Genomic DNA, 22,943 nt, shown 5'->3' on the forward strand with positions numbered 1-22,943 from the left:
CTCGAGGACGCCTTCGCGGGCAAGCCTCGCTCCTACACAGGATTCGGTTTCTACAGTGGATATTGAGTTGTTCGTTACTTCCCGCCACTTCCCGCCACGCTTTCACCACCACGGGTCAGGTAATAGGCGCCGAGAATCGGCAGCATGGTCACCATCATCACCAGCATCGCGACGACGTTGGTCACCGGCACGTCCCGTGGGCGGCTGAGCTGGTTGAGCAGCCACAGCGGCAGGGTGCGTTCATGGCCGGCGGTGAAGGTGGTGACGATGATTTCGTCGAACGACAGCGCAAACGCGAGCATGCCGCCGGCCAGCAACGCCGAGCCGAGGTTCGGCAGGACGATGTAGCGGAAGGTCTGCCAGCCATCGGCGCCGAGGTCCATTGAGGCTTCGATCAAACTGTGTGAAGTGCGGCGCAACCGGGCGATGACGTTGTTGTAGACGATCACCACACAGAAGGTCGCGTGGCCGACGATGATGGTGAACATCCCCGGCTCGATGCCCAGCGTCTTGAAGGTCGCCAACAGCGCGATCCCGGTGATGATCCCCGGCAATGCGATGGGCAAAATCAGCATCAGCGAGATGCCTTGCTTGCCGAAGAAATCTCGCCGGTACAACGCCGCCGACGCCAGCGTGCCGAGCACCAACGCGATCAACGTCGCGACGGAGGCGATCTGCAGCGACAGCTTGATCGCTTCCAGTACATCCGGCCGTGCGAACGCCACGCCGATCCACTTCAGGGTGAAGCCCTTGGGTGGAAAGCTGAACGCCGCGTCTTCGGTGTTGAACGCGTAGAGGAAGATGATCAGGATCGGGAAGTGCAGAAACACCAACCCGCCCCAGGCTGCGATGCGCAACCCTAAAGAAGCTTTCTCAGAGTGCATCGAAGGCCCCCAGTCGTTTGACGATGGTCAGGTAAATGGCGATCAACACAATCGGCACCAGCGTGAACGCCGCGGCCATTGGCATGTTGCCGATCGCGCCTTGTTGGGCGTACACCATGCTGCCGACGAAGTACCCCGGCGGGCCCACCAGTTGCGGCACGATGAAGTCGCCCAGGGTCAGCGAAAACGTGAAGATCGACCCGGCGGCGATGCCCGGAATCGACAACGGCAGAATCACTTGCATAAAGGTCTGGCGCGGCTTGGCGCCGAGGTCGGCGGAGGCTTGCAGCAACGACGGCGGCAGGCGTTCCAGCGAGGCCTGAATCGGCAGGATCATGAACGGCAGCCAGATGTAGACGAACACCATGAAGCGCCCCAGGTGCGAGGTCGACAAGGTGCTGCCACCCACGCCCGGAATGCCCAGCACAAACTGCAAGACAGGCTCCAGTCCCAGGTGTTGAACGAACCACTGTGCCACGCCGCCCTTGGCCAGCAGCAACGTCCACGCATACGCCTTGACGATGTAACTGGCCCACATCGGCATCATCACCGCGATGTAGAAAAACGCCTTGGTCTTGCCGGTGGTGTAGCGCGCCATGTAGTAGGCAATCGGGAACGCGACAATGGCGCTGGCAATCGACACCACGACGGCCATGCTCAGGGTACGCAGAATGATGTCGAAGTTCGACGGCTGGAACAGCGCGGTGAAGTTCGCCAGGGTCAGGTCGGGCGTGACCGCCATGGTGAAGTCGTCGAAGGTGTAGAAGCCTTGCCACAACAGCACCAGCAGCGAACCGAGGTAGATCGCGCCGAACCACAACAGCGGCGGCACCAGCAGCAGCGACAGGTAAAAGTTCGGCCGGCGATACAGCAGGTTGGAAAACCTGCGCAACGGCGAGCCGCTGGCCGGGGATTGAGGGAGAGCCACGCTGGTCATCTCACACCCCGCCGGCAACGGTGTCGTGCAGCGGGATCATCGCTTCCCGTGCCCAGCGTGCGCTGATGCGTTGCCCGGTCTGATGTTGCGCGCTGACGTCCAGCCATTGGTTGTTGGCCTGGCTGATGTTCAGGGTCTGGCCGTTTTCCAGCTTCAGTTCATAACGGGTGGCGCTGCCCTGGTACTGAACGTCGTGGAGCAAACCACTGACTTCGATTTCGTGGCTGGCCAACGGGCCGTCGGCGAAACGCACGTGTTCCGGGCGAATCGAAAACGGCTGCGGATTGCCGCTGAGCTGCTGCGCCAGATCGCCGCGAATCACGTTGGAGGTGCCGACGAATTCCGCGACAAAGGTGGTTGCCGGTTTCATGTAGAGGTTGCGCGGGGTATCGACTTGTTCGATGCGCCCCTTGTTGAACACCGCCACACGGTCAGACATCGACAAGGCTTCGGTCTGGTCGTGGGTGACGAAGATGAAGGTGATGCCGAGCTGGCGTTGCAGCTTTTTCAGCTCGCTCTGCATTTGCTCGCGAAGCTTCAAGTCGAGGGCGCCCAGCGGTTCGTCGAGCAGCAGCACCCGAGGACGATTGACCAATGCGCGGGCCAGGGCCACACGCTGGCGCTGACCGCCCGACAGTTGCACCGGTTTACGCGCGCCGTAGCCGCCGAGGGCGACCATGTCGAGGGCTTCTTCAGCGCGTTTCTGGCGTTCAGCCTTGCCGACGCCTTTGACTTTCAAACCGTAGGCGACGTTGTCGAGTACGTTCATGTGCGGGAACAGGGCGTAATCCTGAAACACCGTGTTGACGTCACGCTCATACGGCGGCAGCCCGGCGGCTTCATTGCCGTGAATCCGGATCGAGCCTGCGCTCGGTTGTTCGAAACCGGCGATCAGGCGCAAACACGTGGTTTTGCCCGAGCCGGAAGGGCCCAGCATGGAGAAGAACTCGCCGTCCTGGATGTCGATGGAAACCCGGTCTACGGCTTTCACTTCGCCGAACAGACGGGAAACGTTGGTGAACTGGACTGCAAGCGTCATGGTGCGGTGCTCCGAAATATCAAATCTGAAAAGCATCGCTGGCAAGCCAGCTCCTACAGGGGGTACGCGTACTTTGTAGGAGCCGGCTTGCCGGCGATAAGGTCCGAAGGACCTTCAGGCGTCAGCGACCGCCCATGATCGCGATGTAGTCCTGGGTCCAGCGGCTGTACGGCACGAACTTGCCGCCTTCAGCCTGCGGGGTTTTCCAGAAGGCGATCTTGTCGAACTGGTCGAAACCGTTGGTCTTGCAGCCTTCGGCACCGAGCAATTCGCTCTCTTTGCACCCCGCCGGAACCGACGGCAACGAACCGAACCAGGCGGCCAGGTCACCCTGGACTTTCGGTTGCAGCGAATGGTCCATCCACTTGTAAGCGCAGTTCGGGTGCTTGGCGTCGGCGTGCAGCATGGTGGTGTCGGCCCAGCCCGTTGCGCCTTCTTTCGGAATGACCGAGGCCACTGGCTGCTTGTCCGCCACCAGGCCGTTGACCATGTAGCCCCAGGTGCTGGACGCCACGACGCCTTCGTTCTTGACGTCACTCATCTGCACGGTCGCGTCATGCCAGTAGCGGTGGATCAGAGGCTGCTGCTTGCGAAGCAGGTCCAGCGCGGCCTTGTATTGTTCTTCGTTGAGCTGGTACGGGTCCTTGATTCCCAGTTCCGGCCGTTTCGCCTTGAGATAGAGCGCTGCATCGGCGATGTAGATCGGACCGTCGTAGGCCTGGACCCGACCCTTGTTGGACTTGCCGTCCGGCAGGTTCTGTTCCTCGAACACCACACCCCAGCTGTCCGGGGCCGTCTTGAAGACGTTGGTGTTGTACATCAACACGTTCGGGCCCCACTGATACGGAGTGCCGTAGGTTTGTTTGTTGACGACGTACCACTGGCCATCCTTCAGACGCGGGTCGATGTTCTTCCAGTTCGGAATCAACGCGGTGTTGATCGGCTGCACGCGTTTGCCAACGATCAACCGCAGCGACGCGTCGCCCGATGCGGTCACCAGGTCGTAACCGCCCTTGGACATCAGGCTGACCATCTCATCGGAAGTGGCGGCTGTTTTGACGTTGACCTTGCAGCCGGTTTCCTTCTCGAAACTGGTCACCCAGTCGTAGGCCTTGTCGCTTTCGCCACGTTCGATGTAGCCGGGCCAAGCCACGATATCCAGCTGACCTTCGCCGGCACCGACGGCTTTCAGCGGTTCGGCGGCCTGGATACTGGCGCTGGCCAACAGCGCTGTGGTGATTGCACTGAGCAGTGCGGTCTTGTGCACGAACATGGGAATTCCCTCTTCTTTAAATTATGGTCGGGGCAGTTTTGAACGTGGTTCAGCGTTGTAAACACGGCCCTTGTAGGAGCCGGCTTGCCGGCGAAGAGGCCTTTAAGCCTTGCGATGTCCTTTCGGACGCCATCGCCGGCAAGCCGGCTCCTACAAGGAATTCGCGGTGTTCCAGCGTTTCTGCGCTAATGCCTTTACGGCTAATTGTTAGCGTAGTGCGCTTTTATAAATGCTGTCCGTGGCGCGCCATGATGTGCCGCACCACGCTGTAGTCCTGAAGCGAATCGCTGGACAGGTCTTTGCCGTAGCCCGAGCGTTTCAGGCCGCCATGGGGCATTTCGCTGACCAGCATGAAATGGCTGTTGATCCAGGTGCAGCCGTACTGCAAGCGCGCGGCGACCTGCATCGCCTTGTCCAGGTTCTGGGTCCAGATCGAGGAAGCCAGGCCGTATTCCGAATCGTTGGCCCAGTCCACGGCTTGTTCGAGCCCATCGAAGCGGGTCACGGTGACCACCGGCCCGAACACTTCGCGCTGGACGATTTCATCGCTCTGCTTGCAGCCGGCCAGCAACGTCGGTTGGTAATAGAAGCCGGCACCGGAATGCACGGCCGCGCCGGTCACGCGCTCGATGTGCGGCTGACCCAGGGCGCGTTCGACGAAACTGGCCACGCGGTCGCGCTGGCGGGTGGTGATCAGCGGCCCGATTTCGTTGTCGGCATCGCGTTTACCAGCGAAGCGCAGGCTGCTGACCGCTGCGCCGAGTTCGGCCACCAGGCGGTCATGAATGCCGGCCTGTGCATAAATGCGGCAGGCGGCGGTGCAATCCTGGCCGGCGTTGTAGTAACCGTACGTGCGCACGCCTTCGACTACCGCCTGAATGTCGGCATCGTTGCAGACGATCACCGGGGCCTTGCCGCCGAGTTCGAGGTGCGTGCGTTTCAGGGTTTTCGCTGCGGCCTGCAGGATTTTTTGCCCGGTGACGATATCGCCGGTCAGCGACACCATGCGGATTTTCGGGTGGCTGACCAAGTGGCTGCCCACGCCTTCACCGCCGCCGCAAATGATGTTGATCACGCCGCGTGGGAGGATTTCGGCCAGTGCGGGCGCCAGGGCCAGGATCGACAGCGGCGTGTGCTCGGAAGGCTTGAACACCAGCGTGTTACCGGCAGCGAGGGCCGGGGCGATTTTCCACGCGGCCATCATGATCGGGTAGTTCCACGGTGCAATCGAGGCGACCACGCCAATCGGATCGCGGCGCACCATGCTGGTATAACCCGGCAGGTACTCGCCGCTGAGCTGGCCGGTTTGGCAGCGCACCGCGCCGGCGAAAAAGCGGAACACGTCGACCGTCGCGCTCAAGTCGTCCTGACGCGCCAGGTGCAACGGTTTGCCGCAGTTCAGGGATTCGAGGCGGGCGAGCAGGTCGGCTTGTTTTTCGATGGCATTGGCGATGTCCAGCAGCAGGTTCGAGCGCTGCTGCGGCGTGGTCCGCGACCAACTGGCGAACGCACGGTGCGCGGCGAGGATCGCGGCTTCGACTTGCTCGGTGCTGGCTTCGGCAATGTGCGTCAGCACTTCACCGGTGGCCGGGTTGAGGATTGGTTCGACAAAACCCTGACCCGCGACCAGTTCGCCATCGATCAACAACGCGGTGAACAACGGGGTCTGCGCGCCAGCCATTTTTCGGGTTCTCTTTTCTTGTGTGGCCATGCTGCTCCCTGTGACTGGGGCCCGGCCGTCTTATAGATGTTCCAAGACTAGTGCCCGGATCCGAGGTCTACAAATACTAAATACTGAAGGTGGCGTTCGATTAAATAGATGGCTTGCGCCCGCCGTGGGGCTGCTCGCGCGCGACGGTCAGGAACGGGTCGACCAGTGCCGGACGCGCCGTGCCGCGGCGCCAGGCCAGGCCGACGTCGAGGGTCTGGCTCAGGTCGGCAATCGGCCGCGCTTCGATGATGTCGCCCTCCAATGACCAGGGGCGATAGGTCATGTCGGGCTGGATCGACACGCCCAATCCGGCGGCCACCAGGCTTCGTACCGCTTCGGTCGAAGCGGTTTTAAGGGTGATGCGCGGTTGAAGCGACGCCGCCGACCACATGCGCTGGGCGTTGCGGTCCATTTCATCAACGTTCAGTTGAATCAGCGGCTCACGGGCGACGTCGGCCAGGTTGATGCTGTCGTGTTCCAGCAGCGGATGCTGGGCCGGCAGCCATAAACGGTGAGGCGAATGGGTGAGTACTTCGGTTTGCAGGGCGTGGCGGTCTTCGAGGTTGGAGAGGATCAGCACACCGACATCGATCTCGCCGCTGACCAGCAAATGCTCGATGTACGGGCGTTCGTCCTCCATCACGCGGATCTCGACGTTGGGGTAGGCGCGTTGAAAGCGGGTGAGCAGGTCCGCGAGGTAATAACCGGCGACGAGACTGGTTACACCGACGATCAACTGCCCGGCGACTTGATCGGTGCTTTGTTGCAGGCTGCGTTTGGCGTTGTCCACCGTTGCCAGAATCAGGTGTGCCTGGCGTAGGAATTGATGGCCCTGGTGGGTCAGCGTCATGCCCTTGGCATGGCGGTTGAACAGCCCGACGCCGATTTCCTGCTCCAGTTGCTGGATGGCCAGGGTCAGTGTCGATTGGGAAATGAACGCGGTTTGCGCGGCGGCAGAGATCGAGCCGGTCTCGGCCACGGCGATGAAATGACGAATTTGACGCAAAGTCATCATGAAGAAGTACCCGGTGGGCGGTTTTTATAGATTCGCTTGAGTGTATATCTTTTTAATCGATGGGCTTTTTAGCGTTACAGGAGGTGAGCAACATCTGGAAGCACTCTCGCCGGGAAGGGCCGGGCACTTTCGATCTAGGCTGGTGGCCTTATGTGTCCGGTTAACCCCTTTTGTGGAGGCGGCAAGAATGAATACCCGTGGATTGCTCGATCAATTACTCAAATCCGGCCAGGACCTGTTGCAGAACAAGACCGGTGGCGCGCAGAACAAGGCGTCCAGCGGTGGATTGGGCGGATTGCTTGGTGGTGGCGGTGGTTCGGGCGGCCTTGGCAGTTTGTTGTCAGGCGCGGGTGGCGGTGCATTGGCCGCTGGCGCGATGGGCCTGTTGATGGGTAACAAGAAGGCTCGCAAAGTCGGCGGCAAAGTCGCTGTCTACGGCGGCCTCGCGGCATTGGGCGTGATTGCCTACAAGGCTTACGGCAACTGGCAGGCCCAGCAGGGCACTGCACCGAAGCAAGAGCCGCAAACCGTGGACCGCGTGCCGACGGCGCAGGTCGAGCAACACAGCCAGGCGATTCTCAAGGCGCTGGTGGCGGCGGCCAAGGCTGATGGTCATGTCGACGAGCGCGAGCGTGCGTTGATCGAAGGCGAGTTCACCAAACTCGACAATGATCAGGAACTCCAACACTGGCTGCACGCCGAACTGAACAAACCGCTGGATCCAACCGATGTTGCGCGCGCCGCCAGCACCCCGGAAATGGCGGCCGAGATGTACATCGCGAGCGTGATGCTGGTGGACGAGGAGAACTTCATGGAGAAGTCTTACCTGGACGAACTGGCGCGCCAACTCAAGCTTGAGCCAGCGTTGAAAGTCGAGTTGGAAAAACAGGTGCGCCAGGCTTCCATGTAGAAACCGGCTTCAAATCCTGTTTCGCTCCCGAGACCGCCATCGCCAGCAAGCCGGCTCCTACAAAGGATTTTCGGTGCGCACAGCATACATGCCCGACACCGACCACCTGTAGGAGCCGGCTTGCCGGCGATGAGGCCCTAAAATCCTGCACCGCCCTCAAGACCGCCATCGCCGGCAAGCCAGCTCCTACAAGGGAGCTTCGGTGCGCACAACATTCGTGCCCGACGCCACCACCTGTAGGAGCCGGCTTGCTGGCGATGAGGCCCTAAAATCCAGCACCGCCCTCAAGGCCGCCATCGCCGGCAAGCCAGCTCCTACAAGGGAACTTCGGTGCGCACAACACTCGTGCCCGACACCGACCACCTGTAGGAGCCGGCTTGCTGGCGATAGCCTTTTCAGCCCCGCCACATCCTCATTCGCCGAGATGTGAACCGCCGCGCATCCGTCTTATAAATGAAACACCGCCCTCGGCTATACTGCGCAGCATTTGAAATGGCCCCGAGGACTGACTGTGAAGAACTGGACGTTGCGCCAACGCATTTTGGCGAGCTTTGCGGTAATTATCGCCATCATGTTGCTGATGGTCGTCGTCTCGTATTCCCGACTGTTGAAGATCGAGGCCAGCGAAGTCAGCGTTCGTGACGACGCGCTCCCCGGGGTGTATTACAGCTCGATGATTCGTGGTGCCTGGGTCGACAGCTATCTCCAGACCCAGGAAATGCTGGGCTTGAAGGAAGGGCAGGGCATCAGTGCCGAGGACGCCGCAGACTTCAAGAATTTTGAAGCGCGCGTGCAGGACGCGATGAATAGCTATCGCGCCACCGTCACCACGGATGAAGACAAGCTCGAATTCGCAGCCTTCGAAAAATTCCATGAGAATTACGGCAAGATCCTGGCCGCAGTGCTCGACTTGCATAAGCGCAATCAGGAAGCCGAGGCCATCAAGTTGTTCAATGAACAACTGACCCCGACCTGGACGGCGGGGCGCATGAAGCTCAATGACATCCTGCGCGAAAACAAAGCCGTGGCGGATCAGGACATGGCCTACATTGATGATGCGGTGTTCACCGCGAAAGTCATCATGGGCATTTCCCTGCTGGTGGCGGTATTGGCCGCCGGTCTCTGCGGCCTGCTGCTGATGCGCGCGATCATGGCGCCCATGAACCGCATCGTGCAGATCCTCGAAGTCATGCGTACCGGCGACCTCAGCGGCCGCTTGAACCTGGAGCGCAAGGACGAATTCGGCGCTGTGGAAACCGGCTTCAACGACATGATGGCCGAACTCACTTCGTTGGTGTCTCAGGCGCAGCGCTCGTCGGTGCAGGTCACCACGTCTGTGACGGAAATCGCCGCCACCTCCAAACAGCAGCAAGCCACCGCTACGGAAACCGCCGCCACCACCACCGAAATCGGTGCCACTTCCCGTGAAATCGCCGCCACCTCGCGTGACCTGGTGCGGACCATGACCGAAGTCTCCACCGCTGCCGATCAGGCCTCGGTGGCTGCCGGTTCCGGGCAGCAGGGCCTGGCGCGAATGGAAGAGACCATGCACTCGGTGATGGGCGCCGCGGATCTGGTCAACGCCAAACTGGCGATCCTCAACGAGAAGGCCGGCAACATCAATCAAGTGGTGGTGACCATCGTCAAGGTCGCGGACCAGACCAACCTGCTGTCGCTGAACGCTGCCATTGAAGCCGAGAAGGCCGGTGAATACGGTCGTGGATTTGCCGTGGTTGCCACCGAAGTGCGTCGCCTGGCGGACCAGACCGCCGTGGCCACGTACGACATCGAACAGATGGTGCGCGAGATCCAGTCGGCGGTGTCGGCCGGGGTCATGGGCATGGACAAGTTTTCTGAAGAAGTGCGTCGCGGCATGTCCGAGGTGCAGCAGGTCGGCGAGCAGCTGTCGCAGATCATCCATCAGGTTCAGGCGCTGGCGCCGCGGGTGTTGATGGTCAACGAAGGCATGCAGGCTCAGGCCACCGGCGCCGAGCAGATCAACCATGCACTGGTGCAGTTGGGCGATGCCAGCAGCCAGACCGTCGAGTCCTTGCGTCAGGCCAGTTTCGCCATCGACGAACTGAGCCAGGTGGCCGTCGGGCTGCGCGGCGGCGTTTCGCGATTCAAAGTCTGATGAGCGAACTCACGGCTAAACGCACCGCCGTGAAGCCGGCGATGCATGCATTGTTTCTGGTGTTTCGCATCGGCAGCGAGCGCTATGCCTTGCAAGCGATCGAAGTGGCGGAAGTGCTGCCGCGCCTGCCGTTGAAGCCGATACCCCGCGCGCCGGACTGGGTCGCCGGGGTGTTCGCCTATCGCGGCGCGGTAGTGCCGGTAATCGACCTCAGTGCGCTGACCTTTGGCGAACCGGCCCAGGCGCGTACCAGCACGCGCCTGGTGCTGGTCAATTACCGTGCGGATGAAACCGCCGAGGCGCAATTGCTCGGGCTGATCCTGGAGCAGGCCACCGACACGCTGCGCTGCAACCCGGCGGACTTTCAACCCTATGGCCTGGATAATCGCCAGGCGCCGTACCTCGGACCGGTGCGTGAAGACGCGCAAGGTTTGCTGCAATGGGTGCGCGTCGCCGATCTGCTGGACGAGCAAGTTCGGGCGCTGCTGTTTCCGTCACCCCCGCTGGACCTGGCGCAGCTTGAGGTGCAGCCATGAGCAGCGATCAGCGGTTTTTCGATTTCCTAAAAGAGCGCATCGGCCTCGACGTCACCTCGGTGGGCCCAGCGATCATCGAACGAGCGGTGCGCCAGCGCAGCACGGCGTCCAACGCGCTGACGGCCGATGAGTATTGGCACACCTTGCAGGGTTCGCAGGATGAGCAGCATGCGCTGATCGAAGCGGTGATCGTTCCCGAAACCTGGTTTTTCCGTTACCCGGAATCCTTCGCCGCCCTGGCAAAACTGGCGGCCAAGCGCCTGACCGATATCAACAACATGCGCGCATTGCGGATTCTCAGCCTGCCGTGTTCCACCGGTGAAGAACCCTATTCCATTGCCATGGCCTTGCTCGATGCCGGGTTCAAACCACATCAGTTCAAAGTCGAAGGCATGGACGTCAGCCCGCTGTCTGTGGAAAAAGCCAGGCGCGCGCAGTACGGCAAGAATTCGTTTCGCGGCCAGGACATCGCGTTCCGCGAGCGGCATTTCACCGCCGAGGACGAGTCCTATCGCCTCAGCGAGCGCGTGCTGGAACAGGTGCGTTTACAGGTCGGCAACCTGCTGGATCCGTCGTTGCTGGCCAACGAATCGCCTTATGACTTCGTGTTCTGCCGCAACCTGCTGATCTATTTCGATCAGCCGACGCAACAACAGGTGTTCGAAGTGCTCAAGCGCCTGACCCATGTCGAGGGTGTGCTGTTTATCGGCCCCGCCGAGGGCAGTTTGCTGGGGCGCCTGGGCATGCGTTCGATTGGTATCCCTCAATCTTTTGCGTTCAGTCGCCATAGCGCGCCAGAGCCCGAGCCTTTTGCGGCCTTCGCGCCGACGCCATTGCCAGTGCGCCAACCGGTGCGCAGCGTCACACCGGCGCCGGTACGCCTGCGGCCCTTCGCAACGGTGACGCCGCTGCCGGTGGCGACAAAAGCCGCCAGTCCCGACGCCGCTACGTTGCTGGCAAACATCACCGCACTGGCCAATGAAGGCAAAAGCGCCGAAGCCCGCGCCGCGTGCGAAAGTTATTTGCGCAGCCATGAACCGGTAGCCCAGGTGTTTTACTGGCTGGGACTGCTCAGCGATGTCGCCGGCAGCGCTCTCGAAGCCCAGGGCTTTTATCGCAAGGCGTTGTACCTCGAACCGCAACATCCCGACGCGTTGATGCACCTGGCGGCCTTGCTGCAATCACAGGGCGACACGGCGGGCGCCAAACGATTGCAGGACCGCGCCGCCCGCAGCGAGCGCGCAAACAGTGAGCGTAAACGATGAATGCCGCCGACAGCTTTAGCCTCACCCATGAAGATGCCCAGGCCATCGACGATTGCTGGAACCGTATCGGTATCCACGGCGACAAGTCCTGCCCGCTGCTGATCGAACACATTCATTGCCGCAATTGCGCGGTGTACTCGGCGGCCGCTACGCGTTTGCTCGACCGTTATGCGTTGCAACAGGAAGACCGCGGGCAAGTCTCGGTCGCGGTCGAAAGCGAGGTGAAAACCCGCTCGCTGCTGATGTTCCGCCTCGGCGAAGAATGGTTGGGCCTGGCCACCCGCAGCCTGGTGGAAGTGGCGCCGCTGCAAGCGATTCATTCCCTGCCGCACCAGCGCTCCCGGGCCTTGCTTGGCGTGGCGAATGTGCGCGGCGCGCTGGTGGCGTGCCTGTCGTTGGTGGAACTGCTCGGGCTCGACGGCGTGAGCAGCGTGGCGCCTGGTGCGCGCGTGATGCCGCGCATGTTGATCATCGCGGCCCACGGCGGGCCGGTGGTGGTGCCGGTGGACGAAGTCGACGGGATCCATGCCATCGACGAGCGCCTCCTTGAGGCCGCATCGCGTTCCGGTACGCAGGCCAGCGCCAAATACACCCGTGGCGTATTGCAATTCAAAGGTCGCAGCCTGCGTTGGCTGGATGAAGAACAGCTGCTGTCCGCCGTGACCCGGAGCCTCACATGACCCCCGAGCAAATGCGCGACGCCTCTTTGCTGGAACTGTTCAGCCTCGAAGCCGAGGCCCAGACCCTGGTGTTGAGCACGGGGCTGCTGGCGCTTGAACGCGATCCGACCCAGGCCGATTACCTTGAATCGTGCATGCGCGCGGCTCACTCGCTCAAAGGCGCGGCGCGAATTGTCGGCGTCGATGCCGGCGTCAGCGTTGCCCATGTGATGGAAGATTACCTGGTCAGCGCCCAGGAAGGCCGGTTGTATCTGCGGCCAGAGCACATTGATGCCTTGCTGCAGGGCACCGATTTGCTGATGCGCATCGCGACGCCGAACAACGCACCGGCGCCTGCGGATATCGAAGCTTATGTCGTCTTGATGGGACGGCTGCTTGTTCACATGGCGACGGTTGCCCCCATCGCGCCGCCGATGGCAGAACTTCAGTTGGAGCCGCCGACGGCCACGGTTGAGTCGCCCATGCCAGCCGCCACGCAAGCCCCTTCGGCAGCTGCCGCCGAGCCCTCGCCCAAGACCAAACGCACCACCGAAAGTGGCGAGCGCGTATTGCGCGTTACGGCCGAACGCTTGAACAGCCTGCTCGACCTGTCGAGCAAATCCCTGGTGGAAACCCTGCGGCTCAAACCGCACCTGGCCACCATGCAACGCCTCAAGCGCATGCAGAACAACGGCTTGCGGGCGCTGGAAAACCTCAATGTCCATCTCAAGGATCAGACCTTGAGCCTGGAAGCCCGGGAAGCCCTCGACGATGCGCGTCGGTTGCTGGCGGAATCCCAGCAATTGCTGGTGGAAAAAAACGCCGAGCTGGACGAGTTCGCCTGGCAGGCCAGTCAACGCGCGCAAGTCCTGTACGACACCGCGTTGGCCTGCCGCATGCGGCCGTTTGCCGATGTGCTGAGCGGGCAAGTACGCATGGTCCGCGACCTGGGGCGCAGCCTCGGTAAACAGGTGCGGCTGGAGATCGAGGGCGAGAAAACCCAGGTCGATCGCGACGTCCTGGAGAAACTTGAAGCGCCGCTGACGCACCTGCTGCGCAACGCCGTCGACCACGGCATCGAATCCCCGGAGCAACGGCTGCTGGCCGGTAAACCGGAGGAAGGTTTAATCCGCCTGCGCGCCTCGCATCAGGCCGGTCTGCTGATGCTGGAACTGAGCGATGACGGCAACGGCGTCGACCTGGAAAAGGTCCGCCGCAGCATCATCGAGCGTCAGTTGTCCCCGGCCGACACCGCCGCGCAGTTGAGCGAAGAGGAGTTGCTGACGTTCCTGTTCCTGCCGGGTTTCAGCCTGCGCGACGCGGTCACTGAAGTGTCCGGACGTGGCGTCGGCCTCGACGCGGTTCAGCACATGGTCCGCCAGTTGCGCGGCGCGGTGGTGCTGGAGCAGACGGCGGGCGAGGGCAGCCGCTTCCATCTTGAAGTGCCGCTGACCCTGTCGGTGGTGCGCAGCCTGGTGGTGGAGGTCGGCGAAGAGGCGTACGCGTTTCCGCTGGCCCACATCGAGCGCATGTGCGACCTGGAGCCGGCGGACATCGTGCAGGTCGAAGGCCGTCAGCATTTCTGGTACGAAGGCCGGCATGTCGGGTTGGTTGCGGCCAGCCAATTGCTTCAGCGTCCGGCGAGCACCAACAATCAGCAAACCCTCAAGGTCGTGGTCATCCGCGAGCGCGATGCGATCTACGGTGTGGCGGTCGAGCGGTTTGTCGGCGAGCGCACGCTGGTGGTCTTGCCGCTGGACGAGCGTCTGGGCAAAGTGCAGGACATTTCCGCAGGCGCGCTGCTCGACGACGGTTCGGTGGTGCTGATCGTCGACGTCGAAGACATGTTGCGATCGGTGGACAAACTGCTCAATACCGGGCGTCTGGAGCGGATTGCCCGCCACAGCAATCAGGCGGCCGAAGCCGCGCGCAAACGGGTTCTGGTGGTCGACGACTCGCTGACCGTCCGCGAGTTGCAACGCAAACTGTTGCTCAATCGCGGCTACGACGTGGCAGTGGCGGTGGACGGTATGGATGGCTGGAATGCCCTGCGTTCCGAGGATTTCGATCTGCTGATCACCGACATCGATATGCCGCGCATGGACGGTATCGAACTGGTGTCTTTGTTGCGCCGGGACAACCGCCTGCAATCGCTGCCGGTGATGGTGGTGTCCTACAAGGATCGCGAAGAAGACCGTCGTCGTGGACTGGACGCCGGGGCCGACTATTATCTAGCCAAAGCCAGTTTTCACGACGACGCCCTGCTTGATGCAGTGGTTGAGCTCATAGGAGGAGCGCGGGCATGAAAATCGCAATCGTCAACGACATGCCCATGGCGGTGGAGGCCCTGCGCCGTGCCTTGGCGTTTGAGCCGGAGCATCAAGTGATCTGGGTCGCCAGCAACGGCGCCGAGGCTGTGCAGCGTTGCGTGGAAAACACCCCGGACCTGATCCTGATGGACCTGATCATGCCGGTGATGGATGGCGTCGAGGCGACGCGGCGAATCATGGCCGAGACGCCGTGTGCCATCGTGATCGTCACGGTCGACCGCCAGCAGAACGTGCACCGGGTGTTCGAGGCCATGGGCCACGGCGCTTTGGATGTGGTCGATACGCCGGCAATCGGTGCCGGCAATGCCCAGGAAGCAGCGGCACCGCTGCTGCGCAAAATCCTCAACATCGGTTGGCTGATCGGCGACAAGGGCAATCGCGTGCGACCTGCGCCGGGCCCGTTGCGCCACTCAGGTTCCCGGCAAAAACTGATCGCCATCGGTTCCTCCGCAGGCGGGCCGGCAGCCCTGGAGATACTGCTCAAGGGGCTGCCGATAAATTTTTCCGCCGCCATTGTGCTGGTGCAACACGTTGACCAGGTGTTCGCCGCCGGCATGGCCGAATGGCTCAGCGGCGCCAGCGGCCTGAACGTGCGCCTGGCCCAGGAAGGCGAGCCACCGCAGGCGGGCACCGTGCTGCTGGCCGGCACCAACCACCATATTCGTTTATTGAAAAACGGCACGCTGGCGTACACCGCCGAGCCGGTCAACGAGATCTATCGGCCCTCGATCGATGTGTTTTTCGAGAGTGTGGCCAGTTACTGGAATGGCGATGCCGTAGGGGTTTTATTGACCGGCATGGGACGCGATGGCGCGCAGGGGCTTAAACTCATGCGCCAACAGGGTTACCTGACCATCGCTCAGGACCAACAAAGCAGCGCGGTGTATGGCATGCCGAAAGCGGCAGCGGCCATCGACGCCGCTGTAGAAATTCGCCCGCTGGACAAGATAGCGCCACGATTGCTGGAGATTTTTGCCAAATGACTATGCTCAGCAGCAATCCTGGCCCAGGCAGTACTCAGGTGACCGCACATGAATGACTTACAGCTCGACGGCTTCAAAACCGACGAAAACGCCGCCATGGTGTTGTTGGTGGACGATCAGGCCATGATCGGCGAAGCGGTGCGCCGCGGGTTGTCGAATGAAGAAAACATCGACTTCCACTTCTGCGCCGACCCGCATCAGGCGATTGCGCAGGCGATCCGGATCAAGCCGACGGTGATTCTCCAGGACCTGGTCATGCCCGGTCTCGACGGCCTGAGCCTGGTGCGCGAATACCGCAATCACCCGGCCACCAAGGACATTCCGATCATCGTGCTGTCGACCAAGGAAGACCCGCTGATCAAAAGCGCGGCATTCGCGGCCGGGGCCAATGATTACCTGGTCAAACTGCCGGATAACATCGAACTGGTGGCGCGCATCCGCTATCACTCACGCTCCTACATGACCCTGCTGCAGCGGGACGCCGCGTACCGCGCGTTGCGGGTCAGCCAGCAGCAATTGCTCGACACCAACCTGGTGCTGCAACGCCTGATGAACTCGGACGGCCTGACGGGCCTGTCGAACCGTCGTCACTTCGACGAGTACCTGGAACTGGAATGGCGACGTTCGTTGCGCGACCAGAGCCAATTGTCGTTGCTGATGATCGATGTGGACTACTTCAAGTCCTACAACGACAACTTTGGCCACCTCGAAGGCGACGAAGCCCTGCGCAAAGTCGCCACGGCCATCCGCGACGCCAGCGCCCGACCTTCTGATTTGCCGGCCCGTTATGGCGGCGAAGAATTCGCGCTGGTCCTGCCCAATACATCACCGGGCGGTGCGCGACTGGTGGCGGAAAAACTGCGCCAGACCGTAGCGGCACTGAAAATCCCGCACATCTCACCGACCGAAGGCTCAAGCCTGACCATCAGCATCGGCCTGTCGACCATGACCCCGCAACCGGGCGCCGATTGCCGTCAATTGATCTCGGCGGCGGACAAGGGGCTGTATCTGGCGAAGAACAATGGGCGCAATCAGGTGGGTATCGAGTAACAGGGCGACCTCATTTCCTGTAGGAGCCGGCTTGCCGGCGAAAGCGGTTTAATCTTCAACATTTAGTTGCCGGACACACCGCCATCGCCGGCAAGCCGGCTCCTACAGGGGGCACGTACGCTTTTGATTCCCACCACTCATCAGGCCGAGCGTTAGCTCGCCTTCCGCTTTTGATCTGAGCGCCCCCTCGAGAGGCCGAGCGCAGGTTCTGCGCAGTGGGCAACCCGGCATGGATGCCGGGTTAGCCGCCCCCGGCCATGGATGGCCGATGGCGGCGGGCCCACGGAGCAGGACCGGAGCGAGGGCATGCCGAGCCACAGCGAGGCACCGAACGAAAGGGGCAAGAGCCCTTGGTTACTTGGGGCTTCTCCAAGTGACTCGCCGTAAGGGCGAAACCGATAGCCGCCATTACCAAAAGAACGGATATGTACACCCGAGAGAAAATGGTCGGTTAACAGTCCGCCATCGCCAGCAAGCCGGCTCCTACAGTTGATCGGTGTACGGCCGCTCCGAAAACACACCGGGCCTTTTCGGCCAAGCGGGCTGCCGTTTCCGGCCGTTTGCCGTTATACTCGCCGGCTTTCAAAAGTTCGCCAACGAGTGCTGCCCGCCATGGAAATCAACCCGATCCTTAACAGTATCAAGGACCTGTCCGAGCGCTCCGAAACTATTCGGGGGTATCTTTGACTACGATCAAAAGCATGAGCGTCTGACTGAAGTCAATCGCGAGCTTGAAGATCCGTCTGTCTGGAACAACCCGTCGTACGCTCAGGAACTGGGCCGCGAGCGGTCCATGTTGGCGCAGATCGTCGAAACCCTCGACGAAATGCACGCCGGCCTGGCCGACGCCAAAGACCTGCTGCTGATGTCCGCAGAAGAAGAAGACCAGGCCGCCGTCGATGACGTCGCCGCCGAAGTCGAACGCCTGCGCGAATCGCTGGAAAAACTCGAATTCCGTCGCATGTTCAGCGGTGAAATGGACGCCAACAACGCCTACCTGGACATCCAGGCCGGCTCCGGCGGCACCGAGGCCCAGGACTGGGCCAACATCCTGCTGCGCATGTACCTGCGCTGGGCTGACAAACGCGGTTTCGACGCGACCATCATGGAACTGTCGGCCGGTGAAGTCGCCGGTATCAAGGGCGCCACCGTGCACATCAAGGGCGAATACGCCTTCGGCTGGCTGCGTACCGAAATCGGCGTGCACCGCCTGGTGCGCAAGAGCCCGTTCGACTCCGGCAACCGTCGCCACACCTCGTTCTCGGCCGTGTTCGTGTCGCCGGAAATCGATGACAACATCGAAATCGACATCAACCCGTCGGACCTGCGCATCGACACCTACCGCTCCTCCGGTGCCGGTGGTCAGCACGTAAACACCACCGACTCGGCCGTACGTATCACCCACGTACCGTCCAACACCGTGGTCAGCTGCCAGAACGAACGCTCCCAGCACGCCAACAAAGACACCGCGATGAAAATGTTGCGGGCGCGCTTGTACGAGCAGGAAGTGCAGAAACGCAACGCCGCCTCGCAGGCCCTGGAAGACACCAAGTCGGACATCGGCTGGGGTCACCAGATTCGCTCCTACGTACTCGATGCGTCGCGAATCAAGGATTTGCGCACTAACATCGAACGCAGCGACTGCGACAAGGTGCTCGACGGCGACATCGACGAATACCTGGTAGCGAGCCTGAAACAAGGCCTGTAACGCCGCGCCCCCTGTAGGAGCCGGCTTGCCGGCGATCCCCGGCCCCACGCCGGGGACAACGAACCTGATGGAATATTTAAAGACATGAGCGACCTAGAACTCGACCCGCAAGCCCTGCAACAGGAAGAAAACTCCCTGATCGCCCTGCGCAAGGAAAAGCTTGCTGCCGAGCGCGCCAAGGGCAATGCCTTCCCGAACGACTTCCGCCGCGAAAACTACTGCGAAGACTTGCAGAAACAGTACGTGGACAAGACCAAGGAAGAGCTCGCAGAGGCTGCAATCCCGGTCAAGGTTGCCGGTCGCATCATGCTCAACCGTGGCTCGTTCATGGTGATCCAGGACATGACCGGTCGCATCCAGGTCTACGTCAACCGCAAGACCCTGTCCGAAGAAACCCTGGCCGCGGTGAAAACCTGGGACATGGGCGACATCATTGCCGCCGAAGGCACCCTGGCCCGTTCCGGCAAGGGCGACCTGTACGTTGAAATGACCAGCGTGCGCCTGCTGACCAAATCCCTGCGCCCGCTGCCGGACAAGCACCACGGCCTGACCGACACCGAACAGCGCTATCGTCAGCGTTACGTTGACCTGATCGTCAACGAAGACGTGCGCCAGACCTTCCGCGTGCGTTCGCAAGTCATCGCCCACATCCGCAGCTTCCTGATGCAGCGTGACTTCCTGGAAGTGGAAACGCCGATGCTGCAAACCATTCCGGGTGGCGCGGCGGCCAAGCCGTTCGAAACGCACCACAATGCGCTGGACATGGAAATGTTCCTGCGTATCGCGCCTGAGCTGTACCTCAAGCGTCTGGTGGTTGGCGGCTTCGAGAAAGTGTTCGAGATCAACCGCAACTTCCGTAACGAAGGCGTTTCGACTCGTCACAACCCTGAATTCACCATGTTGGAGTTCTACCAGGCTTACGCCGACTACGAAGACAACATGGACCTGACCGAAGAACTGTTCCGCGAGCTGGCGCAGCTGGTTCTGGGCAGCACCGACGTGCCTTACGGCGACAAGGTGTTCCACTTCGGCGAACCGTTCGTGCGTCTGTCGGTGTTCGATTCGATCCTCAAGTACAACCCTGAGCTGACTGCCGATGATCTGAACGACATCGACAAGGCCCGTGCCATCGCCAAGAAAGCCGGCGCCAAGGTGTTGGGCTTCGAAGGCCTGGGCAAATTGCAGGTGATGATTTTCGAAGAGCTGGTCGAGCACAAGCTGGAGCAGCCGCACTTCATTACCCAGTACCCGTTCGAAGTGTCGCCGCTGGCCCGTCGCAACGACGATAACCCGAACGTTACCGACCGTTTCGAATTGTTCATCGGTGGCCGTGAAATCGCCAACGCCTACTCCGAGTTGAACGACGCGGAAGACCAGGCCGAGCGCTTCATGGCGCAGGTGGCCGACAAGGACGCCGGCGACGACGAAGCCATGCACTACGACGCCGACTTCGTTCGCGCGCTGGAGTACGGCATGCCGCCAACGGCCGGTGAAGGCATCGGCATCGACCGTCTGGTGATGCTGCTGACCAACTCCCCGTCGATCCGCGACGTGATCCTGTTCCCGCACATGCGGCCGCAAGCGTAAATGTTTCAATTAAAAAGCCGCCTATAACAGGCGGCTTTTTATTGCCTGTCTGGTACAAACGTATCAATTGGTTACTTTTGAAATGAGAGAGGAATTCCTGTCGTGAACCGTGCAATGGCTCAAGAAGGTGCAGCGGGTATCGCCACTGCGGTCGCTGAAAGTGTTCAGTACCAGGGCCGCAAGGCCAGCCGTCAGGGCAGCGAGCAGCGTCGACAGGACATTCTCGATGCGGCCATGCGCATTGTCGTGCGCGATGGCGTGCGGGCCGTGCGTCACCGTGCGGTTGCTGCAGAAGCGGGTGTGCCACTGTCGGCCACCACTTACTATTTCAAGGACATCGATGACTTGCTCACCGATACCTTTGCCCAATATGTGGAACGCAGCGCGGCGTTCATGGCCAAGTTGTGGGTGAACAATGAAGGGCTGCTGCGCGAGATGGTCGTCAGCGGCGACGGCAGCCCCGAGTCGCGCTCGCAACTGGCGGACGACATTGCACGGTTGATGGCGGACTATGTTCACCGGCAACTGATCAACCGTCGCGAACACCTGATGGCCGAACAGGCGTTCCGTCAGGAAGCGCTGCTGAACCCGCGCCTGGCGGAACTGGTGCGCTCGCATCAGCAGATTCTCCTGCAGGGTACGTGTCAGCTTTTCCAGGTTTTGGGTTCCCGTGAGCCACACCAGGATGCCAAAGTGTTGACGGCGATTATCGGACGGATGGAATATCAGGGGCTGCTCAACGACGCCGAGCCTGACGCCGAAGCTGAAATGCTCGGTATCCTGACGCGGTATATGCACTTGGTACTGGCGTCGGTGTGATCCTGCGATGAACCGCGACCTGTAGGAGCGAGGCTTGCCCGCGAAGGCGATTTAACATTCAACAGATGATGTGTTGACTGACACATCGCCTTCGCGGGCAAGCCACGCTCCTACAGGGACAGTGAGCATTCGGGGACTGTGTTCATAGGGAGTATTGAATGAAAGCCTGGCGCGTCGTTGTGATCGCCTTGTCGATCCTGCTGCTCAGTGGCTGTCTGGTGACCTTCAGGGAGCCATTGCCCACGAGCGACCCCGCGCCCAAAGGATTACTCGGCAAATGGACCAGCACCAACGCCTGGGGCGAGCCGCTGAACCTGGAGCTGACGCGCATCGGCGAAAATCGCTATCAGGCGGTCAGCTACTTCAAGGCCAAACCCAAGGAACGCGAAGCCTATCCCTTCACCGTCTCGCGCCATGGCAACCGCTGGTACCTGTCGGCGAAAGTCCCGGCACAGTTCGGCGGGCATTTCACCATTGCCGGTTTCGAACTCACCGACAAGCATGAACTGGTGGTCTACAACCTCGACCTCGAGCAGATCAACCAGGCCCTGGGGCAAAAAGTCCTCAGCGGCGAAGGTTTCCAGACCGACGACGGTGACGGCGTGTTGATCAACACACGCATGGACCAGGTCTTCGCTTACCTCGACGATCCGGCCAATTCCGATGTCTTCGTCGAAGCCGTGCGCTATCAGCGCCTGGCCAAAGCCAAATAAACCCAGCACATAACGGTTTTTCTACAGGAGTTTCGGGTGGACGATTACCAGCAGACGATACGCATGTTGTCCGATCGCATTGTGCTGGCGCAGACGCCGATTCGCGTCCTGGATGCAGTGAAGTGGGACGACAGCATCCGCAAGGGTTTCCTCAAGGCCAAGGGCAAGGAAATGCCGGCGGTGGACCGTGATTACTACCTGAACCGGCCGCTGTCCTTCGACTCCAGCAAAGTGAAACTGGAATTCCAGAACATCGAGCGCGACATCACCCGTCAGCTTGGCCAGTTCAACCCGGTCGGCCAGATCATGCGGCGCATGTGCAAGGAATACCGGATGGTGGTGCGCATGCTTGAAGCGCGCGGCACCGAGGATTTCGGCCTGATTTCCCAGGAGTTGTATGGCGCGGCATCCGATGCGTTTCACGCCGGTGACCCGACCCTGTCCGACCTCGGCCTGATGCTCTCCGATTATTTGAACAACATCGATGGTCGTGGTGACCTGAAGGACGAGCCGAAAATCCTCACCGCCAAGGACGCCGTGCATTTGTTGCAAACCCGGCTGAGCAAAGTGTTTGGCGAGGCCGAGGAAACCATTCGGGTGTTCGAGTCCGACGGCATCGTCGCCGATGCGGCGGCCGGCGCCGACTACATCAAGATCCGCACCGACGCGATGTTCAACGAGCGCGACGTGCGGGCGCTGGAAGTCCACGAAGGGCTGGTGCATGTCGGCACTACGCTCAACGGTCTGAACCAGCCGATCTGCACTTTCCTGTCCAAGGGGCCGCCCTCGTCGACGGTGACCCAGGAAGGTTTGGCGATCCTGATGGAAATCATCACCTTCGCCTCTTACCCGAGCCGCCTGCGCAAACTGACCAACCGTACCCGCGCCATTCACATGGTGGAGGAGGGCGCGGACTTCCTGCAGATCTTCGAGTTCTTCCGCGAGCAGGGCTTTGAAATGGCGGAAAGCTACGGCAACGCCAGTCGGGTTTTCCGTGGTTCGGTGCCGAACGGTCTGCCATTTACCAAAGACTTGTCCTACCTCAAGGGCTTTATCATGGTTTACAACTACATTCAGTTGGCCGTGCGTAAAGGCAAGCTTGAGCAAGTGCCGCTGCTGTTTTGCGGCAAGACCACGCTGGAAGACATGCGCACCTTGCGCCAGTTGGTCGATGAAGGCTTGGTGGTGCCGCCGAAATACCTGCCGGAACAGTTCCGTGACATGAACGCGCTGTCGGCGTGGATGTGCTTCTCCAACTTCCTGAACCACCTGAGCCTGGACCGGATCGAAGCGGATTACTCCAACATCCTCTAATCAACACATACCTTGTAGGAGCGAGGCTTGCCCGCGAAGGCGTTGTGTCAGTCAACATGCCTGTTGAATGTTATTC

The 22,943-nt window shown here is 61.0% G+C and carries 19 protein-coding genes; 13 read left to right on the forward strand and 6 right to left on the reverse strand.

Going from position 1 to position 22,943, the window contains the following annotated elements; genetic code table 11:
* Positions 1 to 74: 74 nt before the first annotated feature.
* From KGB27_RS25140 to KGB27_RS25165, 6 genes are all read right to left on the reverse strand, one after another.
* Entirely contained in the window at positions 75 to 884 is an 810-nt protein-coding gene (locus KGB27_RS25140; RefSeq protein ID WP_008029730.1) for an ABC transporter permease, read from the reverse strand.
* Positions 874 to 1,821, reverse strand: coding sequence for an ABC transporter permease (locus KGB27_RS25145; RefSeq protein WP_192417881.1), 948 nt, complete (start codon positions 1,819 to 1,821; stop codon positions 874 to 876). The genes KGB27_RS25140 and KGB27_RS25145 overlap by 11 nt, the downstream gene beginning before the upstream one ends.
* 1 nt (position 1,822) lies before the next feature.
* Positions 1,823 to 2,860, reverse strand: a complete 1,038-nt coding sequence (locus KGB27_RS25150; protein WP_008029734.1) for an ABC transporter ATP-binding protein — start codon at positions 2,858 to 2,860, stop codon at positions 1,823 to 1,825.
* A gap of 121 nt (positions 2,861 to 2,981) precedes the next feature.
* A complete protein-coding gene (gene ydcS / locus KGB27_RS25155; RefSeq protein ID WP_008029736.1) occupies positions 2,982 to 4,133 on the reverse strand; it encodes a putative ABC transporter substrate-binding protein YdcS in 1,152 nt (383 codons plus the stop codon).
* Positions 4,134 to 4,356: 223 nt separating this feature from the next.
* Positions 4,357 to 5,844 (reverse strand): gamma-aminobutyraldehyde dehydrogenase, encoded by a 1,488-nt coding sequence (locus tag KGB27_RS25160; RefSeq protein WP_081500226.1) that lies wholly within the window; start codon positions 5,842 to 5,844, stop codon positions 4,357 to 4,359.
* Positions 5,845 to 5,944: 100 nt separating this feature from the next.
* Positions 5,945 to 6,859: a LysR family transcriptional regulator gene (locus tag KGB27_RS25165; RefSeq protein WP_008029741.1), complete on the reverse strand. Its 915-nt coding sequence runs from the start codon at positions 6,857 to 6,859 to the stop codon at positions 5,945 to 5,947.
* A 187-nt stretch (positions 6,860 to 7,046) separates the two neighbouring features.
* Between KGB27_RS25165 and KGB27_RS25170 the strand changes: the two genes are divergently transcribed.
* From KGB27_RS25170 to KGB27_RS25230, 13 genes are all read left to right on the forward strand, one after another.
* Positions 7,047 to 7,769: a tellurite resistance TerB family protein gene (locus KGB27_RS25170; protein WP_223556719.1), complete on the forward strand. Its 723-nt coding sequence runs from the start codon at positions 7,047 to 7,049 to the stop codon at positions 7,767 to 7,769.
* Between the two features lie 571 nt (positions 7,770 to 8,340).
* Positions 8,341 to 9,903 (forward strand): methyl-accepting chemotaxis protein, encoded by a 1,563-nt coding sequence (locus KGB27_RS25175; protein ID WP_404943262.1) that lies wholly within the window; start codon positions 8,341 to 8,343, stop codon positions 9,901 to 9,903.
* Complete coding sequence (locus KGB27_RS25180; RefSeq protein ID WP_008029747.1) at positions 9,903 to 10,439, forward strand: chemotaxis protein CheW; 537 nt, start codon at positions 9,903 to 9,905, stop codon at positions 10,437 to 10,439. Before KGB27_RS25175 ends, KGB27_RS25180 begins: the two co-directional genes overlap by 1 nt.
* Positions 10,436 to 11,704, forward strand: coding sequence for a CheR family methyltransferase (locus KGB27_RS25185; RefSeq protein WP_223556721.1), 1,269 nt, complete (start codon positions 10,436 to 10,438; stop codon positions 11,702 to 11,704). Before KGB27_RS25180 ends, KGB27_RS25185 begins: the two co-directional genes overlap by 4 nt.
* Positions 11,701 to 12,384 carry a chemotaxis protein CheW gene (locus tag KGB27_RS25190; protein ID WP_008029751.1) on the forward strand — a complete coding sequence of 228 codons (684 nt, stop codon included), beginning with the start codon at positions 11,701 to 11,703 and terminating at the stop codon, positions 12,382 to 12,384. The genes KGB27_RS25185 and KGB27_RS25190 overlap by 4 nt, the downstream gene beginning before the upstream one ends.
* Positions 12,381 to 14,669 carry a hybrid sensor histidine kinase/response regulator gene (locus KGB27_RS25195; protein WP_223556723.1) on the forward strand — a complete coding sequence of 763 codons (2,289 nt, stop codon included), beginning with the start codon at positions 12,381 to 12,383 and terminating at the stop codon, positions 14,667 to 14,669. The genes KGB27_RS25190 and KGB27_RS25195 overlap by 4 nt, the downstream gene beginning before the upstream one ends.
* The gene (locus KGB27_RS25200) at positions 14,666 to 15,676 is read left to right on the forward strand and encodes a chemotaxis response regulator protein-glutamate methylesterase (protein WP_223556725.1); all 1,011 of its coding nucleotides are present in this window, start codon (positions 14,666 to 14,668) and stop codon (positions 15,674 to 15,676) included. The genes KGB27_RS25195 and KGB27_RS25200 overlap by 4 nt, the downstream gene beginning before the upstream one ends.
* A 48-nt stretch (positions 15,677 to 15,724) precedes the next feature.
* Complete coding sequence (locus KGB27_RS25205; protein ID WP_008029757.1) at positions 15,725 to 16,726, forward strand: PleD family two-component system response regulator; 1,002 nt, start codon at positions 15,725 to 15,727, stop codon at positions 16,724 to 16,726.
* 612 nt (positions 16,727 to 17,338) lie between these two features.
* Positions 17,339 to 18,434, forward strand: a protein-coding gene (gene prfB, locus KGB27_RS25210) for a peptide chain release factor 2 (protein ID WP_192228479.1) whose coding sequence is annotated in 2 segments (ribosomal slippage) — positions 17,339 to 17,410 and positions 17,412 to 18,434 — 1,095 coding nt in all. Because the reading frame shifts where the segments join, the coding sequence is not laid out codon by codon here.
* Positions 18,435 to 18,518: 84 nt separating this feature from the next.
* A complete protein-coding gene (gene lysS, locus KGB27_RS25215) occupies positions 18,519 to 20,021 on the forward strand; it encodes a lysine--tRNA ligase (protein WP_008034198.1) in 1,503 nt (500 codons plus the stop codon).
* A gap of 102 nt (positions 20,022 to 20,123) precedes the next feature.
* On the forward strand, positions 20,124 to 20,840 hold the full coding sequence (locus KGB27_RS25220) for a TetR/AcrR family transcriptional regulator (protein ID WP_008034197.1): 717 nt from the start codon (positions 20,124 to 20,126) through the stop codon (positions 20,838 to 20,840).
* Between the two features lie 158 nt (positions 20,841 to 20,998).
* Entirely contained in the window at positions 20,999 to 21,553 is a 555-nt protein-coding gene (locus KGB27_RS25225; protein WP_192417890.1) for a hypothetical protein, read from the forward strand.
* A 63-nt stretch (positions 21,554 to 21,616) separates the two neighbouring features.
* The gene (locus tag KGB27_RS25230) at positions 21,617 to 22,867 is read left to right on the forward strand and encodes a flavohemoglobin expression-modulating QEGLA motif protein (protein ID WP_177318173.1); all 1,251 of its coding nucleotides are present in this window, start codon (positions 21,617 to 21,619) and stop codon (positions 22,865 to 22,867) included.
* Positions 22,868 to 22,943 lie beyond the last annotated feature (76 nt).

Origin of the sequence: Pseudomonas sp. BF-R-01, from assembly GCF_019946615.1 — a bacterium.
Classification (GTDB): Bacteria; Pseudomonadota; Gammaproteobacteria; order Pseudomonadales; family Pseudomonadaceae; genus Aquipseudomonas; species Aquipseudomonas migulae.

Coding starts and splice junctions, on each gene's coding strand:
- KGB27_RS25200 (WP_223556725.1), top strand. CDS start 14,666: ATGAAAATCGCAATCGTCAACGACATGCCCATGGCGGTGGAGGCCCTG.
- KGB27_RS25205 (WP_008029757.1), top strand. CDS start 15,725: ATGAATGACTTACAGCTCGACGGCTTCAAAACCGACGAAAACGCCGCC.
- KGB27_RS25150 (WP_008029734.1), bottom strand. CDS start 2,860: ATGACGCTTGCAGTCCAGTTCACCAACGTTTCCCGTCTGTTCGGCGAA.
- KGB27_RS25225 (WP_192417890.1), top strand. CDS start 20,999: ATGAAAGCCTGGCGCGTCGTTGTGATCGCCTTGTCGATCCTGCTGCTC.
- KGB27_RS25140 (WP_008029730.1), bottom strand. CDS start 884: ATGCACTCTGAGAAAGCTTCTTTAGGGTTGCGCATCGCAGCCTGGGGC.
- KGB27_RS25145 (WP_192417881.1), bottom strand. CDS start 1,821: ATGACCAGCGTGGCTCTCCCTCAATCCCCGGCCAGCGGCTCGCCGTTG.
- KGB27_RS25180 (WP_008029747.1), top strand. CDS start 9,903: ATGAGCGAACTCACGGCTAAACGCACCGCCGTGAAGCCGGCGATGCAT.
- KGB27_RS25185 (WP_223556721.1), top strand. CDS start 10,436: ATGAGCAGCGATCAGCGGTTTTTCGATTTCCTAAAAGAGCGCATCGGC.
- KGB27_RS25195 (WP_223556723.1), top strand. CDS start 12,381: ATGACCCCCGAGCAAATGCGCGACGCCTCTTTGCTGGAACTGTTCAGC.
- KGB27_RS25175 (WP_404943262.1), top strand. CDS start 8,341: ATGTTGCTGATGGTCGTCGTCTCGTATTCCCGACTGTTGAAGATCGAG.
- lysS (WP_008034198.1), top strand. CDS start 18,519: ATGAGCGACCTAGAACTCGACCCGCAAGCCCTGCAACAGGAAGAAAAC.
- ydcS (WP_008029736.1), bottom strand. CDS start 4,133: ATGTTCGTGCACAAGACCGCACTGCTCAGTGCAATCACCACAGCGCTG.
- KGB27_RS25165 (WP_008029741.1), bottom strand. CDS start 6,859: ATGATGACTTTGCGTCAAATTCGTCATTTCATCGCCGTGGCCGAGACC.
- KGB27_RS25170 (WP_223556719.1), top strand. CDS start 7,047: ATGAATACCCGTGGATTGCTCGATCAATTACTCAAATCCGGCCAGGAC.
- KGB27_RS25230 (WP_177318173.1), top strand. CDS start 21,617: ATGTTGTCCGATCGCATTGTGCTGGCGCAGACGCCGATTCGCGTCCTG.
- KGB27_RS25190 (WP_008029751.1), top strand. CDS start 11,701: ATGAATGCCGCCGACAGCTTTAGCCTCACCCATGAAGATGCCCAGGCC.
- KGB27_RS25160 (WP_081500226.1), bottom strand. CDS start 5,844: ATGGCCACACAAGAAAAGAGAACCCGAAAAATGGCTGGCGCGCAGACC.